This window comes from Burkholderia latens (assembly GCF_902499045.1).
Classification (GTDB): domain Bacteria; phylum Pseudomonadota; class Gammaproteobacteria; order Burkholderiales; family Burkholderiaceae; genus Burkholderia; species Burkholderia latens.
This window is the reverse complement of the sequence record NZ_CABVPL010000001.1, coordinates 269,252-283,467: the sequence shown is the minus strand read 5'-3', so window position 1 is coordinate 283,467 and position 14,216 is coordinate 269,252. Positions and strand designations below refer to the sequence as shown.

The 14,216-nt window shown below is 67.5% G+C and carries 13 protein-coding genes; 6 read left to right on the top strand and 7 right to left on the bottom strand.

Annotated features, from left to right (window positions below; all coding sequences use genetic code 11):
- Positions 1–170 precede the first annotated feature (170 nt).
- Positions 171–1,559 (top strand): MFS transporter, encoded by a 1,389-nt coding sequence (locus BSE24067_RS01280; RefSeq protein ID WP_151067059.1) that lies wholly within the window; start codon positions 171–173, stop codon positions 1,557–1,559.
- 343 nt (positions 1,560–1,902) lie between these two features.
- Positions 1,903–3,126 carry a winged helix-turn-helix domain-containing protein gene (locus tag BSE24067_RS01275; RefSeq protein WP_151067058.1) on the top strand — a complete coding sequence of 408 codons (1,224 nt, stop codon included), beginning with the start codon at positions 1,903–1,905 and terminating at the stop codon, positions 3,124–3,126.
- Between the two features lie 83 nt (positions 3,127–3,209).
- Here the strand turns inward: BSE24067_RS01275 and BSE24067_RS01270 are convergent, their stop codons facing one another.
- Both BSE24067_RS01270 and BSE24067_RS01265 read right to left on the bottom strand, forming a co-directional pair.
- Entirely contained in the window at positions 3,210–3,428 is a 219-nt protein-coding gene (locus BSE24067_RS01270) for a DUF1653 domain-containing protein (RefSeq protein ID WP_009687837.1), read from the bottom strand.
- A gap of 55 nt (positions 3,429–3,483) precedes the next feature.
- On the bottom strand, positions 3,484–3,927 hold the full coding sequence (locus BSE24067_RS01265) for a GNAT family N-acetyltransferase (protein ID WP_151067057.1): 444 nt from the start codon (positions 3,925–3,927) through the stop codon (positions 3,484–3,486).
- Between the two features lie 273 nt (positions 3,928–4,200).
- Between BSE24067_RS01265 and BSE24067_RS01260 the strand changes: the two genes are divergently transcribed.
- Complete coding sequence (locus tag BSE24067_RS01260) at positions 4,201–4,824, top strand: HAD hydrolase-like protein (protein ID WP_151067056.1); 624 nt, start codon at positions 4,201–4,203, stop codon at positions 4,822–4,824.
- Between the two features lie 405 nt (positions 4,825–5,229).
- Complete coding sequence (locus tag BSE24067_RS01255) at positions 5,230–5,802, top strand: DUF4142 domain-containing protein (RefSeq protein WP_151067055.1); 573 nt, start codon at positions 5,230–5,232, stop codon at positions 5,800–5,802.
- 110 nt (positions 5,803–5,912) lie between these two features.
- On the opposite strand, the gene BSE24067_RS01250 is transcribed toward BSE24067_RS01255, so the two are convergent.
- Complete coding sequence (locus BSE24067_RS01250; RefSeq protein ID WP_151067054.1) at positions 5,913–6,512, bottom strand: GNAT family N-acetyltransferase; 600 nt, start codon at positions 6,510–6,512, stop codon at positions 5,913–5,915.
- A gap of 57 nt (positions 6,513–6,569) precedes the next feature.
- On the bottom strand, positions 6,570–7,484 hold the full coding sequence (locus BSE24067_RS01245) for a LysR family transcriptional regulator (RefSeq protein ID WP_151067053.1): 915 nt from the start codon (positions 7,482–7,484) through the stop codon (positions 6,570–6,572).
- Between the two features lie 112 nt (positions 7,485–7,596).
- Between BSE24067_RS01245 and lysA the strand changes: the two genes are divergently transcribed.
- The gene (gene lysA / locus BSE24067_RS01240; protein ID WP_151067052.1) at positions 7,597–8,835 is read left to right on the top strand and encodes a diaminopimelate decarboxylase; all 1,239 of its coding nucleotides are present in this window, start codon (positions 7,597–7,599) and stop codon (positions 8,833–8,835) included.
- Between the two features lie 152 nt (positions 8,836–8,987).
- Here the strand turns inward: lysA and BSE24067_RS01235 are convergent, their stop codons facing one another.
- Complete coding sequence (locus tag BSE24067_RS01235; RefSeq protein WP_151067051.1) at positions 8,988–9,875, bottom strand: DMT family transporter; 888 nt, start codon at positions 9,873–9,875, stop codon at positions 8,988–8,990.
- A gap of 125 nt (positions 9,876–10,000) precedes the next feature.
- On the opposite strand from BSE24067_RS01235, the gene BSE24067_RS01230 reads away from it, so the two are divergent.
- Complete coding sequence (locus tag BSE24067_RS01230) at positions 10,001–11,458, top strand: aminotransferase-like domain-containing protein (RefSeq protein WP_174904671.1); 1,458 nt, start codon at positions 10,001–10,003, stop codon at positions 11,456–11,458.
- Between the two features lie 43 nt (positions 11,459–11,501).
- Here the strand turns inward: BSE24067_RS01230 and BSE24067_RS01225 are convergent, their stop codons facing one another.
- The gene (locus BSE24067_RS01225; RefSeq protein ID WP_151065945.1) at positions 11,502–12,935 is read right to left on the bottom strand and encodes a nicotinate phosphoribosyltransferase; all 1,434 of its coding nucleotides are present in this window, start codon (positions 12,933–12,935) and stop codon (positions 11,502–11,504) included.
- 73 nt (positions 12,936–13,008) lie between these two features.
- Positions 13,009–14,049 carry a bifunctional nicotinamide-nucleotide adenylyltransferase/Nudix hydroxylase gene (locus tag BSE24067_RS01220; RefSeq protein ID WP_151065944.1) on the bottom strand — a complete coding sequence of 347 codons (1,041 nt, stop codon included), beginning with the start codon at positions 14,047–14,049 and terminating at the stop codon, positions 13,009–13,011.
- Positions 14,050–14,216: the final 167 nt, after the last annotated feature.

Here is a 14,216-nt window from a genome sequence, read left to right as displayed (position 1 = left end):
ACGCGCATCGCGTGCAAGTTTGCTGCCGCGCGATGCGCGCCGCCGCAGCCGTCTCTTTTCGGTCGAGCCGAAGCAGGAACGACTGTTGCAACATGCGGAACAAGCGTTGTCTCGCGTGACGCAACGACCACATTGTGGGCATAATGGCGTCTTTACCGCGCGCCCTGCCCATGTCGCCCGTCTTTCTAGCACCGCTCATCGTTGCCTGTGCGTTGTTCATGGAAAGCGTCGACGCGAACATCATCGTCACCGCACTGCCCGCGATGGCGAGGGACTTCGGGCACAATCCCGTCACACTGAACATCGCGATCACGGCCTACGTGGTCGGCCTCGGCGTATTCATCCCGATCTGCGGATGGCTCGCCGACCGCTTCAGCGCGCGCGCCGTGTTCCGCACCGCGATCGGCATCTTCGTCGCCGGCTCGCTGATGTGCGCGGCGTCCAACTCTCTCGGGGTGCTCACGTTCGCGCGCTTCGTGCAAGGCGTCGGCGGCGCGATGATGGTGCCGGTCGGCCGGATCATCATCTTCCGTGCGGTGCCGCGCTCCGATCTCGTGCGCGCGATGAACTACCTCGCGATCCCCGCGCTGTTCGGGCCCACGGTCGGGCCGCTCGTCGGCGGCTTCATCACGACCTACCTGCACTGGCGGATGATCTTCTTCATCAACGTGCCGATCGGCATCTACGGGATCTACCTCGCGAGCAAGCACATCGCTAACACGCACGAGCCCGATCCCGGCCCGCTCGACTGGTTCGGCTTCCTGCTGTCGGCGAGCGGCGCGGCGCTGCTGCTGATGGGACTCACGCTGATCGACGGCGCGCTCACGTCGCGCAGCAACGCGCTGGCGATGTGCGCGATCGGCGTCGCGCTGCTCGCGCTCTATGTGCCGTACGCACGCCGCAAGGAGCGGCCGGTGCTCGACCTCAGCTTCCTGAAGATTCCGACGTACCACGCGAGCGTGGTCGGCGGGTCGCTGTTCCGCATCGGCCTCGGAGCGGTACCGTTCCTGCTGCCGCTGGCGCTGCAGGAAGGGCTCGGGATGAGCGCGTTCCACTCGGGGCTGATCACCTGCGCGTCCGCGCTCGGCGGCGCGGTGAGCCGCTCGACGGCCACGCATACGCTGCGCCGCTTCGGCTTTCGCACGGTGCTGATCTACAACGCCGCGTTTGCGGGCCTCGCGATCGCCGCGTACGGCGTGTTCCACCCGGGCATGCCCACGTGGGCGATCTGGACGATCGTGCTGGTCGGCGGCATCTTCCCCGCGCTCCAGTTCACGAGCCTGAACTCGATGATCTACGCGGATATCTCGCAGGCCGACGCAGGTCGCGCGACGAGCCTCGGCAGTGTCGTGCAGCAGATGTCGCTCGGGCTCGGCGTGACGGTCGCCGGCCTCGTGCTGCACGTGTCGCACTGGGCGCAGGGGCACCAGACGATGGTCTGGTCGGATTTCTGGCCCGCGTTCGTCGTGGTCGGGCTGTGTTCGTTCGCATCGATTCCGATCACGCGGCGGCTGCCGCCCGGCGCCGGCGACGAAGTCGCGCGCGGCAAGCGGCAATAAGCGGCCGGACGGGAAACGGCTGGCGGCGGCACAACCGGAAAACCAAAAAAATCAGCGGACATCCACACGGGGCCGGTGCACAGCCGTATGGATATCCGCTCAGGGCTCCGGTTCTCTCGTTGGGGGTTGAGAATCCCGGATCTGCTTCCTGCGTGCCATGGACATATGTGCGTCGGAAGCCGAATCTTTGCGCGCACATTTCGTCGCGCCATGTCCGCACTATAGGGAAACTCGCGCCGCGCGTCTGTCAAGCATTGTCAGACGCGCGGCGGTCATGCATCGCACACGTGCGCCGCTTTCGCGCTAAAGTGGTGCCCGACCGCCACCCTCAGCCGCCGCTTCGATGCTTACGCTCTCGCCCGCCGCCGCCCGCGCGCTGCATCTCGCCGCGCAGGGCCTGTTGACCCCGCCCCGCCGCAAAGCCACCAAGGCCGACGTGCTCGATACGATCCGCCGGATGGCGCAACTGCAGATCGATACCATCCACGTCGTCGCGCGCAGCCCGTACCTGGTGCTGTTCAGCCGGCTCGGCGACTTCGCGCCGCAGTGGCTCGACGAACATCTCGCCGAGGCGCGCCTGTTCGAATACTGGTCGCACGAGGCGTGCTTCCTGCCGATCGAGCAATTCGGGCTGATGCGTTACAAGATGCTCGATCCATCGGGTATGGGCTGGAAATATGCAGCCGACTGGCACGCGCAGAACCGCGCGGAAATCGACCGGCTGCTGTCGCGGATTCGCGAGGAAGGCCCCGTGCGGTCAGCCGACTTCATCCGCGAGGACGGCGCGAAGGGCAACGGATGGTGGGATCGCAAGCCCGAGAAGAAGCACCTGGAAGTGCTGTTCACGCTCGGCGAGCTGATGGTGTCCGAGCGCCGCAATTTCCAGCGCATCTACGACGTGCGCGAGCGCGTGCTGCCGGGCTGGGACGACGCGCGCGACCTGCCGCCGCGCGACGCGGTGTTGCCGGCGCTGCTCGATTACACGTGCCGTGCGCTCGGCGTCGTGCGCGCGGACTGGGTCGCCGACTACTACCGGCTGCCGCGCCGTTCGTACCGCGCGGAGCTCGAGCAGCTGGCAGATGCAGGCGAGCTGATTCCAGTGGAGATCGCCGACTGGAAGGAGCCGGCCTACGTGCATCGCTCGCTCGACGCGCTGCTGCCCGCCGCCGCGGCCGACACGCTGCGCTCGACGGTCACGACGTTGCTGTCGCCGTTCGATCCGGTGGTGTGGGACCGCCGGCGCGCGTCGACGCTGTTCGGCTTCGACTACACGATCGAGTGCTATACGCCCGCGCACAAGCGGCGCTACGGCTATTTCTGCCTGCCGGTGCTGCATCGCGGCCGGCTCGTCGCGCGCGTCGACGCGAAAGCGCATCGCGCGCTCGGCACGTTCGAATTGAAGGCGGTGCATGTGGAGCCCGGCGTGCGGTTCGGCACGGGTCTCGCGGCGGACGTCGCGAAAGCCGTGAAGCGGCTGGCCGCGTGGCACGGCACGCCGGAGGTGACGGTCGTGCACGGGCCGGCCGAGCTGACGAAGGCGCTGGCGGGCGCGCGAGCACGCGGCTAGCCGGTTCGATCGGCGGCCGGCACGACCGGAGCGGCGTTTGCGCGATCCGTCGCTCATCGCCCGCCGCCGGCGCCTGCTGGCGCTCAGTCGCGCAGCTTGCGGAAACGCGGCGTGCCGTCCGGCAGGTTCTCGTTGAACATCGCTTCCGGCCGCACCCACAGGCCGCGCGCATGCGGCCACAGATGCTCGTACACGACCACCGCTTCCTCGGTTTCGGAATGGCGCGCGACGCCGATGTAGCGATACAGCCCGCCCTTGTAGTGACGATGCGTGGCCAGCTGTTCGGCTTCCTGTTCGGTCATGATGGGCTTCCCTTCTGCAAAAACGAAAGCGCGTATTGTATGCGCTCACCACGCGTCAGCGTTTCGCGTAGATGTCGGAGCGGCGGATCTCCATCAGCAGCTCGGGCTTCGCCGGCGGCGCGAAGCCGACCGGCCGGTACAGACCATGCGCGTCCGACGTCGACAGCATGATGCACCGCAGGCTTTGCAACATCGGTTGCGCGAATATGTGGTCGATCAGCGCGCGGCCGTAGCCGTTGCCGCGCTCGGCCGGCAGCACGAAGACGTCGCACAGGTACGCGAACGTCGCATGATCGGTCACGAGCCGCGCGAAACCGACGAGCCGGTCGCCGACATACGCGCCGAAGCACAGCGAGCCGTCGATCGCACGCTCGACGACGTCGCGCGGAATGCCCCGCGACCAGTACGCGTCGCGATGCAGGAAATCGAAGATGGTGTCGATGTCGAGCTCGCGCTTGTCGGTGGAAAATCTCAGCGCGGCTGATGGGGTGGCGGGCACGTCGGCTCTCCGGAACGCTCGGGGCGGAGCGGAAACGATAGCGCGGTGTGGAGCGGGAGACAAGGGAGGCCGATTCGCGGCCGTTGCGCACTCTGGGCGGGAGTTCGCGGGATCCATTCGCGCGCGGTCCGCTACGCGCCACTTTGTATCCCGCCACAGATGCCCGCACTCGCGCGATGCCGCCGACCAGGCGCTCCAGCTCCAAAGCCCCTCAAAATGCAATGCGATTCAGTGGTATCGTCACCGGCTCACCGAAACTCGCCGCACCGCTCCATGCCCTATCGACTCATCGCATTCGACTTCGACGGCACCCTCGCCGATTCCCTCGACTGCTTCCTGTCGGCGCTGACGGACGCGTCGCGCCTGCATGGTTTCCGCGACGCGACGCCCGAGCTGCGCCCGCTGCTGCGCGGCATGTCCGCGCGCGAAATCATCCGCGCGCTCGAAGTACCGATGTGGAAAGTGCCGCGCGTGACGCTCGACATCCGCCGGCTGATGCGGCCGCGCATCGCGCACGTGAAGCTGTTCCCCGGCGTCGACACGACCTTCGACGCACTTGCCGCGCGCGGCATCCGCATCGCGATCGCCACGTCGAACAGCGAGGACGTCGTCCGCGACCGGCTCGGCGCGCATGCGAGCCGCCGCGTCGATACGTTCGCGTGCGGCATTCCGCTGTTCGGCAAGGCGCGCCGGCTGCGCGCGCTCGTGCGCGAAGCCGGCATGCAGCCGGCCGACGTGCTGTACGTCGGCGATGAAATCCGCGACGCCGACGCGGCGCGCCGCGCACGCATCGCGTTCCAGGGCGTCGCTTGGGGCTACACGGCGCCCGACGCGTTGCAGTCGCATTGCGCGACGCCGCTGCTGCCGCATCTCGACGCGCTGCTCGATCGCGTATGACGGTGGCGCACGCATCGCATGTCCGATTCGACACGCGGTGAGTTGGCGGGCGGGATACAGATGCGCTGCGCGCCCGACGATGACACGCCGATGACATCCACGCACATCGCGTTCATCGCACGCGCGACCCGCACGCAAAAATTGCCGCGACGACAGGCACGACAGGTACGCACTACCTGCCCGCGCGCGCACGCCTGGATTGGTCTTACCAACCGTTACACAAACCACAGCGCCGTTGCACCTGCTACGTGGGCGCTCTCCTAGAATCAGTCGGGCCGGCACACATCGCGAACGCCGCCTCGGCAGAGCGGCGATCGAATCCGGCCCGGGCGCGCCCGGTCTCTCGCACAGCCGCGGATCACGTGATCCGCACGTTAATCAGAGCCCCGATCGAAAGGAGGTCCCATGAACCGCTTTCCCCACTTTTCGCGCCTCGCACTGTCTGCCGCCGGCTTGCTTCTCGTCGCCGTGACGGCGAATGCGCAAACCGCGCAACCGGCCGCATCCGCGCCGGCTGCCGCCACGCAAACGCGCATCCACGAAGCCGATCAGACCTTCATCACGGACGGCACGAAAACCGTGTCGACCCAGCACGATGCCGCGCGCATCGCCGATTCGCGCACGTCGGACAGCCAGGTGAAGGCATTCGCGCAACGCGTGTCTGCCGACGACGCAAAGATCATCCAGGCGATGCGCGCCGCCAGCCCGCGCGGCGTCGACGTGCCGGCCAACGACCCGGACAAGACCGTGTTGGACAGCATCCGGAACCTGCGCGGCGCGGAATTCGACAAGGCGTACATCGAGCAGGTCGCGCTGGCCGGCCAGCAGAAGACGATCTCGGCATTCCAGGCCGAGATCGCATCGGGCCGCGACACGAAGCTGAAGGAAGTCGCACGCCAGGCGCTGCCAATCCTGCAGGCGCACTACGCGGACGCGCAGAAGCTCGCGCAGCGTCATCACCTCGCATCGGCGCAGTAACGCGATGCACCGCCGCGCGTCGTGCGCGGCGGCATATCTGCTTCCCCCGTCGTCGCGCCGCCCCCCTTCAGCGGCGCGACGCGCATCACCCCCGCGCTACACGACGCGCGTCACGTCGCAAGCTTCGCTTTCAACCGGTCACGGACTTCCGGCCATTCGTCGTCGATGATGCTGAAGCGCACCGAGTTGCGCTTGCGACCGTCGGGCATGATCCGCTCGTGACGCACGATCCCCTCCTGCTTCGCACCGAGCCGCAGTATCGCCGTGCGCGACTTCTCGTTCAGTTCGTCGGTCGTGAACTGCACGCGCACGCACTGCAGCGTGTCGAACGCGTATTCGAGCAACAGCCATTTCGCTTCGGTATTTGCACGCGTGCGCTGCGCCGATTCACTCAGCCACGTATGGCCGATCTCGAGCTTGCGATTCTTGCGGTCGATCTTCCAGAACCGCGTGCTGCCGATCGCGCGGCCCGACGCACGATCGACGATCACGAACGGCATCATGGTGCCGGACGCGCGGCCTTGCAGCGCGGTGTCGATATACGCGTCGATCGTATGTTCGTCCGGTACGACCGTGACCTTCAGATTCCACAACCGGCCATCCGCCGCCGCATCGAGCAGCGCCTGCCGGTCGGACGCGGCGAGCGGCCGCAGTGCGACGCGTTCGCCGGTGAGCGTCGGTTGTTCGGGCAACGACGAAGTGTCGGTCATCACGGATTCCATCGAAGAGAGGACGCACGCAGCGAAACGTTCATCATACGGCCGGCGCTAGCCCGGCAACGCTGCGAGCCGGCGGCGGATCGCCTCCGCTTCGCCGCGCAACGCGTCGGTGAATGCATCGACCAGCAGGTTTTTCGGCCGGTGCTCGGGCACGATCACGCTGACGCGATACGGAAACGAGCGCGTGAGCGGCCGCACATGCAGGTCGCGCCCGACGAAATCGAGCGCGGTCAGCGGATTGACGATCGCGGCGCCCAGCCCCTGCCGCACGAACGCGCACACCGACACGGCCGACGGCGTGTCCACCACCGAACGCGGCGCGACGCCGAGCTGCGCGAACGCCTCGTCGATCAGGATCCGATAAGGGTCGTTCAGCGACAGGCTCACGAACGGACGATCGGCGAGATCCGCGAGATCGATCGCGTGCTTGCCGAGCAGCGGATGACCGTCGGGCAGCACGCATACTTCGTCGACTTCGAGCAGCGGCGCGAGCACGGTGCCGGCCGGCGCGACGTCGTGCTCGGTCAGCCCGAGGTCGTAGCGCTGCGCGGTCAGCCACTCCTCGAGCACCGGCGACTCCTGCGTCGCCACCGACACGCTGACGCCCGCATGCGCGTCGTGAAAACGCCGGCACGCGCCGGGCAGGATCGCATGCGAAAAAGCCGGCAGCGCGATCACCGACAGCTGTCCGTCGCGGAACTCGCGCAGCCGCGCGGCCGTCGCGGCCACCCGCTCGAGCCCCACATACGCGAGCCGCACGTCGTCGAACAGCGTGAGCGCGGCCATGGTCGGCCGCAGCCGGCCGTGCGAGCGCTCGAACAGCGCGAAGCCGACCACCTGCTCCATCCGCGCGAGTTCGCGGCTGATCGTCGGCTGCGACGTATAGAGCATCTCGGCTGCGCGCGTCGTGCTGCCGGTGACCATCAGCGCGCGGAAGACCTCGATGTGGCGGTGTGTCAGCATGGCCGCTCACCTATATCAGAAATGAATCGAATATTGATAAACAGGCATTTTACTGTATAGATGTTCAGGCGCATCATTCACGCTATCCGTTCCTTCGACCGATTCATCCGCCATGTCCCTCGATTCCCGCCAGCTCGCGGCGCTCGCGCAGCAATACGGCACCCCGCTGTGGGTGTACGACGCCGACGTCATCCGCGCCCGCATCGCCCAACTGCGCCAGTTCGACGTGATCCGCTATGCGCAGAAGGCGAACTCGAACCTGCATATCCTGAAGCTGATGCGCGAAGAAGGCGCATGCGTCGACGCCGTGTCGCTCGGCGAGATCGAGCGCAGCCTCGCGGCGGGGTTCAGCCCCGCAGGCGAGCCGGAAGGCGTCGTATTCACCGCCGACCTGATCGATCGCCCGACCCTCGCAGCCGTGCTGAAGCATCGCGTGACCGTGAACGCCGGGTCGCTCGACATGCTTGCGCGTGTCGGCGAGCATGCGCCGGGCCATCGCGTGTGGCTGCGCGTGAATCCCGGCTTCGGCCACGGCCACAGCAACAAGACCAACACCGGCGGCCCGCAGAGCAAGCACGGCATCTGGATCGACGACGTGCCGCGCGCGATCGAAATCGTGCGCCAGTACGGGCTGAAGCTGGTCGGCATCCATATGCATATCGGCTCGGGCGTCGACTACGGACACCTGTCGCAGGTGTGCGACGCGATGGTCGATCTCGTCACGTCGCTCGGCCACGACATCGACGCGATCTCGGCCGGCGGCGGCCTGTCGATTCCGTATCGCGACGGCGAACCGCGCGTCGACGTTGGCCATTACTTCAGCCAGTGGGATGCCGCGCGCAAGCGGATCGAGCGGCACCTCGGGCACGCGGTGCGCATCGAGATCGAACCGGGCCGCTTCCTCGTCGCCGAGGCCGGCACGCTCGTCACCGAAGTGCAGGCCGTGAACCATCGGCCGAAGCACGACTTCGTGCTGATCGACGCGGGCTTCAACGACCTGATGCGGCCGTCGATGTACGGCAGCTACCACGCGGTGTCCATACACGCGCACGATGGCGCGGTGCCGACCGGCCGGCCGCTCGCCGACATCGCGATCGCGGGGCCGCTGTGCGAATCCGGCGACGTGTTCACGCAGGACGCAGGCGGCGTGGTCACGCACCGCAAGCTCGCGCAGCCGCAGATCGGCGATCTGCTGTTCCTGCACGATGCGGGCGCGTACGGCGCATCGATGTCGTCGAACTACAACAGCCGGCCGCTCGCGCCGGAAGTGCTCGTCGATCGCGGCACGCCGCGGCTGATCCGCCGCCGGCAGACGATCGGCGAACTGCTCGCGCTCGAGACGTTCGAGTAACGCGTACCGCACGCGCGCCCCGCGTTCGACGAACCGAGCGCCGACGGCCACGCCCGCCGCTACCGGCTTGCGTGGCCGTTTCGTCTTTCCGCGAACGTCCTCGGGTCAACCGTTCGACGCCGTCGCAGCACCCGATGCTGCGCACTCACACGTCAGCCCGCGCGCTGCACCGGCGCCATCTTCGAGAAGTACTTCGCACCGGCGACGCAGCCGACCACGACGACCGTCACGACGAGCATCGACGGCGGCACCGCCTCGTGCAGCAGCCCGGCCGCGAGCAGGAAGCCGAAGAACGGCTGCAGCAGTTGCAACTGGCCGACACCCGCGATCCCGCCGAGCGCGAGGCCGCGATACCAGAACACGAAGCCGATCAGCATGCTGAACAACGACACGTACGCGAGCCCCCACAGCGCGGCGGCGTCGACGCCGTCGAACGTCGCGGGCCACGTGAACCACGTGAGCGGCAGCATCACCGGCAGCGACAACACGAGCGCCCACGAGATCACCTGCCAGCCGCCGAGCTTGCGCGACAGGCGTGCGCCTTCCGCATAGCCGAGCCCGCACGCGACGATCGCGGCGAGCATCAGCGCATCGCCCGCCACCGACGCGCTGCCGCCGTTGCGCAGCGCGAACGCGGCCACCGCGCCGCTGCCGACCAGCGAGAAGAGCCAGAACGGCAGCCGCGGCCGCTCGCCGCCGCGCCACACGCCGAACAGCGCGGTCGCGAGCGGCAGCAGCCCGACGAACACGATCGCATGCGCGGACGTCACGTGCTTCAGCGCAAGCGCCGTCAGCAGCGGAAAACCGACCACGACGCCGAGCGCGACGACGATGAGCGATGCAGTCTCGGCAGGCGTCGGCCGCTTCTGCTTCAACGCGACGAGCAGGATCAGGCCGAGCACGCCGGCGATCGTCGCGCGTGCGAACGTGAGAAACAGCGGGTCGAGCCCCTGCACCGCGACGCGCGTCGCAGGCAGCGAGCCACTGAAGATGATCACGCCCAGCAGGCCGCTGAGCCATCCGTCGGTCGTCTTTTGCACGGGAAATCCTGGTCGGAATAGGTGGATGACCGATGATCCGCCGCGCGCGAAAAGCGCGTAAGCTACAGCCCAATACAATTCAGACAAACTGTACTGGACAACCAGCCGTACAGTTCCTTTCAGCCATGAGCCGTTCCGTGCAAACCGCTGCCCCGCCCGCGCCGTCGCGCACGCGTGTGGAAACCGTGATGGACACGCTGCGCGCGCGAATCGCGAGCCGCGCGCTGATGCCCGGTGCGCGCGTGCCGTCGATCCGGATGATGGCCGACGCGCTGCACGTGTCGAAGTCGACCGTCGTCGACGCGTACGAGCGGCTCGCGAGCGAAGGCGTGCTCGTCGCGCGGCGCGGCTCCGGCTTCTACGTGTCGGGCCATGCGCCGCCGCTCGCGCTCGCGGAGCTCGGCCCGCGCCTCGATCGCGAACTCGATCCTCTGTGGTTGTCGCGCCAGTCGCTCGAAGCGGCGCCGGGCTCGGTGAAGCCCGGCTGCGGCTGGCTGCCGCCGTCGTGGCTGCCGGACGAGAGCCTGCGCCGCGCGCTGCGCGCGGTGTCGCGCGACGAACCCGATGCGCTGACCGACTACGCGACGCCGCTCGGGTTGCCCGCGCTGCGCCAGCAGCTCGCATGGCGCCTCGCGCAGCACGGCATTCACGCGGAGCCCGCACAGATCATGCTGACCGACGGCGGCACGCATGCGCTCGATCTCGTGTGCCGGCTGCTGCTCGAGCCGGGCGACACCGTCGTGCTCGACGATCCGTGCTACTTCAACTTCCAGGCGCTGCTGCGCGCGCATCGCGCGCGAATCGTCAGCGTGCCGTATACGCCGAACGGCCCCGATCTTGCGCGCTTCGAGCAGGTGCTCGCCGAACACCGGCCACGCCTGTACATCACCAACGCGGCGCTGCACAACCCGACCGGCGCGACGCTCGCGCCGCCCGTTGCGCATCGGCTGCTGACGCTGGCGGCGGAGCATGGGCTGCTGATCGTCGAGGACGACATCTTCGCGGATTTCGAGAGCACGCCCGCGCCGCGGTTGGCGGCCTTCGACGGGTTGTCGCGCGTGGTGTCGATCGGCAGCTTCTCGAAGACGCTGTCGGCTGCGATCCGCTGCGGCTATGTCGCCGCGCGGCCCGAATGGATCGACGCGCTCGTCGATCTGAAGCTCGCGACGTCGTTCGGCAATGCGCAGATCGGCGCGAACGTCGTGCACCGGCTGCTGGTCGACGGTACGTACCGGCGCCATCTCGACGGCTTGCGCGCGCAACTGGCCGATGCGATGGGCGAAACGATCCGGCGGCTCGTGCGGGCAGGACTCCGGATCTGGACGGAGCCGCGCGGCGGTTTGTTCGTTTGGGCGGAGTTGCCGGACGGGCTCGATGCGGCGAGGGTCGCCCGCCATGCGCTCGACGATGACGTGGTGCTCGCGCCCGGCGATGTGTTCAGCGCGTCGCGCAGCGCGACGTCGTTCATGCGCTTCAACGTGTCGCGCTGCAAGGGGCCGGCAGTGTTCGATGCGCTGGCGCGGGCGATGGAGACGGCACGGGCCGCGGAACGCGTCGGACGCACGCTGGCCGACGAACGGTGACACGCGAAGGCGTCGGGGCGAACGACCGCCCCGACGCCAACGCTCAAACCTCCGCCGCGTGCGCCCTCGCCCGCACCTCGGCGAACGTCGCATCGACGAGCAGCCGGCCGGTATCGAACACCGTTTCCAACGCATCGTCCCATTCGCCTTCGAGCGCCCGATCGTCCCACGCGACCGGCAGCGCCACCGTCCGATACGCGCCCGTGCGCCGGTTGCGCAGCAACGTCAGCCGCCCCTTCTTCGAGCGCTTGCCCCGATCCGTGACCGGATCCTTGCTGACGTCGTGCCATACGCCGCCGCGCCGGATCGCCGAACACTTCATCGCGAAGCGTTGCGTATCGCGATTGACCCGCTGCAGCAGCGCGCCGCCCATGCCGAACACGACGTTGCCAGCCGCATAACCCGCGTCGTCCAGCGCGACGAGGATCGCGTCGATCGACTGCTCGTCGACGCCGTCGCCCTGGATCACGCGCACGTGGTTGAGCACGCGCCGCCCCTTGCCGTTCACGGTCGAGCCGAACGACGCATCGAGCGCGCGCATGGTCTGCAGCACGATCGTCACGGGGTCGCCCGAATCGGGACGCACGACGAGCGTCGCGCCGGAATCGATCACCGCCTGACGCAGCGGGCCGCCCCACATGTCGAGCGCGGCGAACAAATCGTAGGAATCCGATACAACCGACACGATGGCGCCGGGCAGACCGAAACGGCCGATCATGTTCCGATACGCATCGGCTTCGTGCTCACGCCCCCACGACGTGATCGTGCTGTGCTCGGCCGCCGGCACCGAGTACGCGGCCATCGGCTCGCGATAGAAGCGGTTCGCGGCGAGGACGCCGAGCACCGTGTCCGAGCCCATGAAGCTCACGAGATGCGCCGCGCCGCCGATCGCGGCCGACTCGGCACTCGATACGCCGCGCGCGCCGAAGTCGTGCAGCTTGAACGGCAACTGCGCGACATCGTCGTCGGTCTTTTCGAGGAAGCGGCGGATCGTCTGTCGCAGGTGCCAGCTGCGCGTCGCGACCGTCACCGGATACCACACGCGCAGCAGCATCGTCTCCAGATACGACGCAAGCCAGAACACCTTCGGATCGTCGCATTCGATCGTCATCAGCACGTTGTGCACGGGCACGATCGACCCTTCGGGCACCGCGCGAATCTTCACCGGCAGGTAGCCGTCGTAATGCGCGACGATATGGCGCCAGCCGTCCTCGTTGAACGGCTCGCCGTGCACCGCGAAGAAATCGCGCGCTTCGTCGATCATTGCGTGCGTGACGGGCCGGCACAGATACGCCTTCAGCAGCATCTGAAGGCCGAAGAACAGCGTGCAGTCGTAGCGGCCGCCGCGCGATTCGACGTACGAGAACATCGCCTGCGCGTCGGGCGGATATTGAAGGAAGTGGGATGCCTTGTACGAATCCGTGTTGAGGATCGGATTGGCGAGAACCGCGGCAAAGCCGCCGGGATCGTTTTGCATGGCTAGAGCTCCTCTAGGCCGTTGAAGTGCCGCCGCGTCTGTCGCGGCGGACCGAATCCGGGGAATCAGCGGATCACAGTTTCCCCAGGAAGTGATACGCGATCTCGAAGTGATCCTCGAACATCACGTTGCGCATCTGCGCGAATTCGTTGAGCGGCACCCAGCGCGCCTTGTCGGCGTCGTCGCTGCCCTTCACGCGCGGCAACTCGCCGGTCGGGAAGTTGAACAGGCACGCGTGCGTGATCGTGCGGCCGCGCAGCGAGCGAGTCGGGTGATCGAATACCTGGCGATCCTTGATCGAGCCGCGCAGCACCGGCTCCGGCAACTTCAGGCCGGTTTCCTCGCGCAGCTCGCGGATGCACGCCGCGTCGAGCCGTTCGTCCTGGTTCACGAACCCGCCCGGCAGCGCCCACAGCCCGCGGCCCGGTTCGCTGCGCCGGCGCACCAGCAGAATATGGCCCGAGTGCACGACCACCGCGTCGACCGTCACGAACGTGACCGGATACGGCGCAGCCGACCATGCCTTGCGATAGCCCGCGATGAATTCGGCCTCGGCCTTCAGCTGCGCGAATTCCGGCTGCGTGCGGAAGCGCTCGAGCCAGCCGAACACGGGTTCCGGCACCGCCCATTGCACGAAGCTGTTGGTGCGTTCCGCGAAATACTGGTCGCGGATCTCGGTGGCGGAGATGTCTTCCGCCGCATCGACGTCGACGAGCTCCCATTGCGGAAACATCCGCAGGTAGTACGACGTCGCGTCCTTCTCGTGGCCGATCAGCCCGACCTTGCGCTGCGCGACGTCGCCGAGCGCGGCGGCCACCGCGTCCTGCACCCAGCGCACCCAGTCGCCGTCGTTGTACGTCGAATCCTGCACAGGTGCGACCGTCACGCGCTCTCGCTCGGACGGATCGAGCAGCGAAGCCAGCATCTGGCGGCGCTCGTCGAACGAGAACGGATCCTTGATGGTGCGGGGCTTGTCGGTCGAGCCGATCAGAACGCACACGCGCTCGGCCCGGCTCAGTGCGGACTTCAGCACGTTCAGGTGCCCACGATGCGGAGGCTGGAAACGACCAATGAAGACGAGCGCGTCGAAGCGCCGGTTCTGTTGCGTACTCATGAGGCTCCCTCAAGAGATTGAAACGCTTCGGGTCTTTCCCGAAGGTATGGAATCCATCGTAGGGGAATTCCCGTAGAAGGTCAATCGAGCACGCGCTCGACTTGACGAAGTCTGACGAAACGCCGGTTTTTGGCGGGTTACACTCGATTTCATCCCAATCCGAGCCG

Bases quoted from the DNA above. Each gene is read 5' to 3' on its own strand.
- BSE24067_RS01280 (WP_151067059.1), top strand. From the start codon at position 171: ATGTCGCCCGTCTTTCTAGCACCGCTCATCGTTGCCTGTGCGTTGTTC.
- BSE24067_RS01275 (WP_151067058.1), top strand. From the start codon at position 1,903: ATGCTTACGCTCTCGCCCGCCGCCGCCCGCGCGCTGCATCTCGCCGCG.
- BSE24067_RS01270 (WP_009687837.1), bottom strand. From the start codon at position 3,428: ATGACCGAACAGGAAGCCGAACAGCTGGCCACGCATCGTCACTACAAG.
- BSE24067_RS01260 (WP_151067056.1), top strand. From the start codon at position 4,201: ATGCCCTATCGACTCATCGCATTCGACTTCGACGGCACCCTCGCCGAT.
- BSE24067_RS01255 (WP_151067055.1), top strand. From the start codon at position 5,230: ATGAACCGCTTTCCCCACTTTTCGCGCCTCGCACTGTCTGCCGCCGGC.
- BSE24067_RS01250 (WP_151067054.1), bottom strand. From the start codon at position 6,512: ATGACCGACACTTCGTCGTTGCCCGAACAACCGACGCTCACCGGCGAA.
- BSE24067_RS01245 (WP_151067053.1), bottom strand. From the start codon at position 7,484: ATGCTGACACACCGCCACATCGAGGTCTTCCGCGCGCTGATGGTCACC.
- lysA (WP_151067052.1), top strand. From the start codon at position 7,597: ATGTCCCTCGATTCCCGCCAGCTCGCGGCGCTCGCGCAGCAATACGGC.
- BSE24067_RS01230 (WP_174904671.1), top strand. From the start codon at position 10,001: ATGAGCCGTTCCGTGCAAACCGCTGCCCCGCCCGCGCCGTCGCGCACG.
- BSE24067_RS01225 (WP_151065945.1), bottom strand. From the start codon at position 12,935: ATGCAAAACGATCCCGGCGGCTTTGCCGCGGTTCTCGCCAATCCGATC.
- BSE24067_RS01220 (WP_151065944.1), bottom strand. From the start codon at position 14,049: ATGAGTACGCAACAGAACCGGCGCTTCGACGCGCTCGTCTTCATTGGT.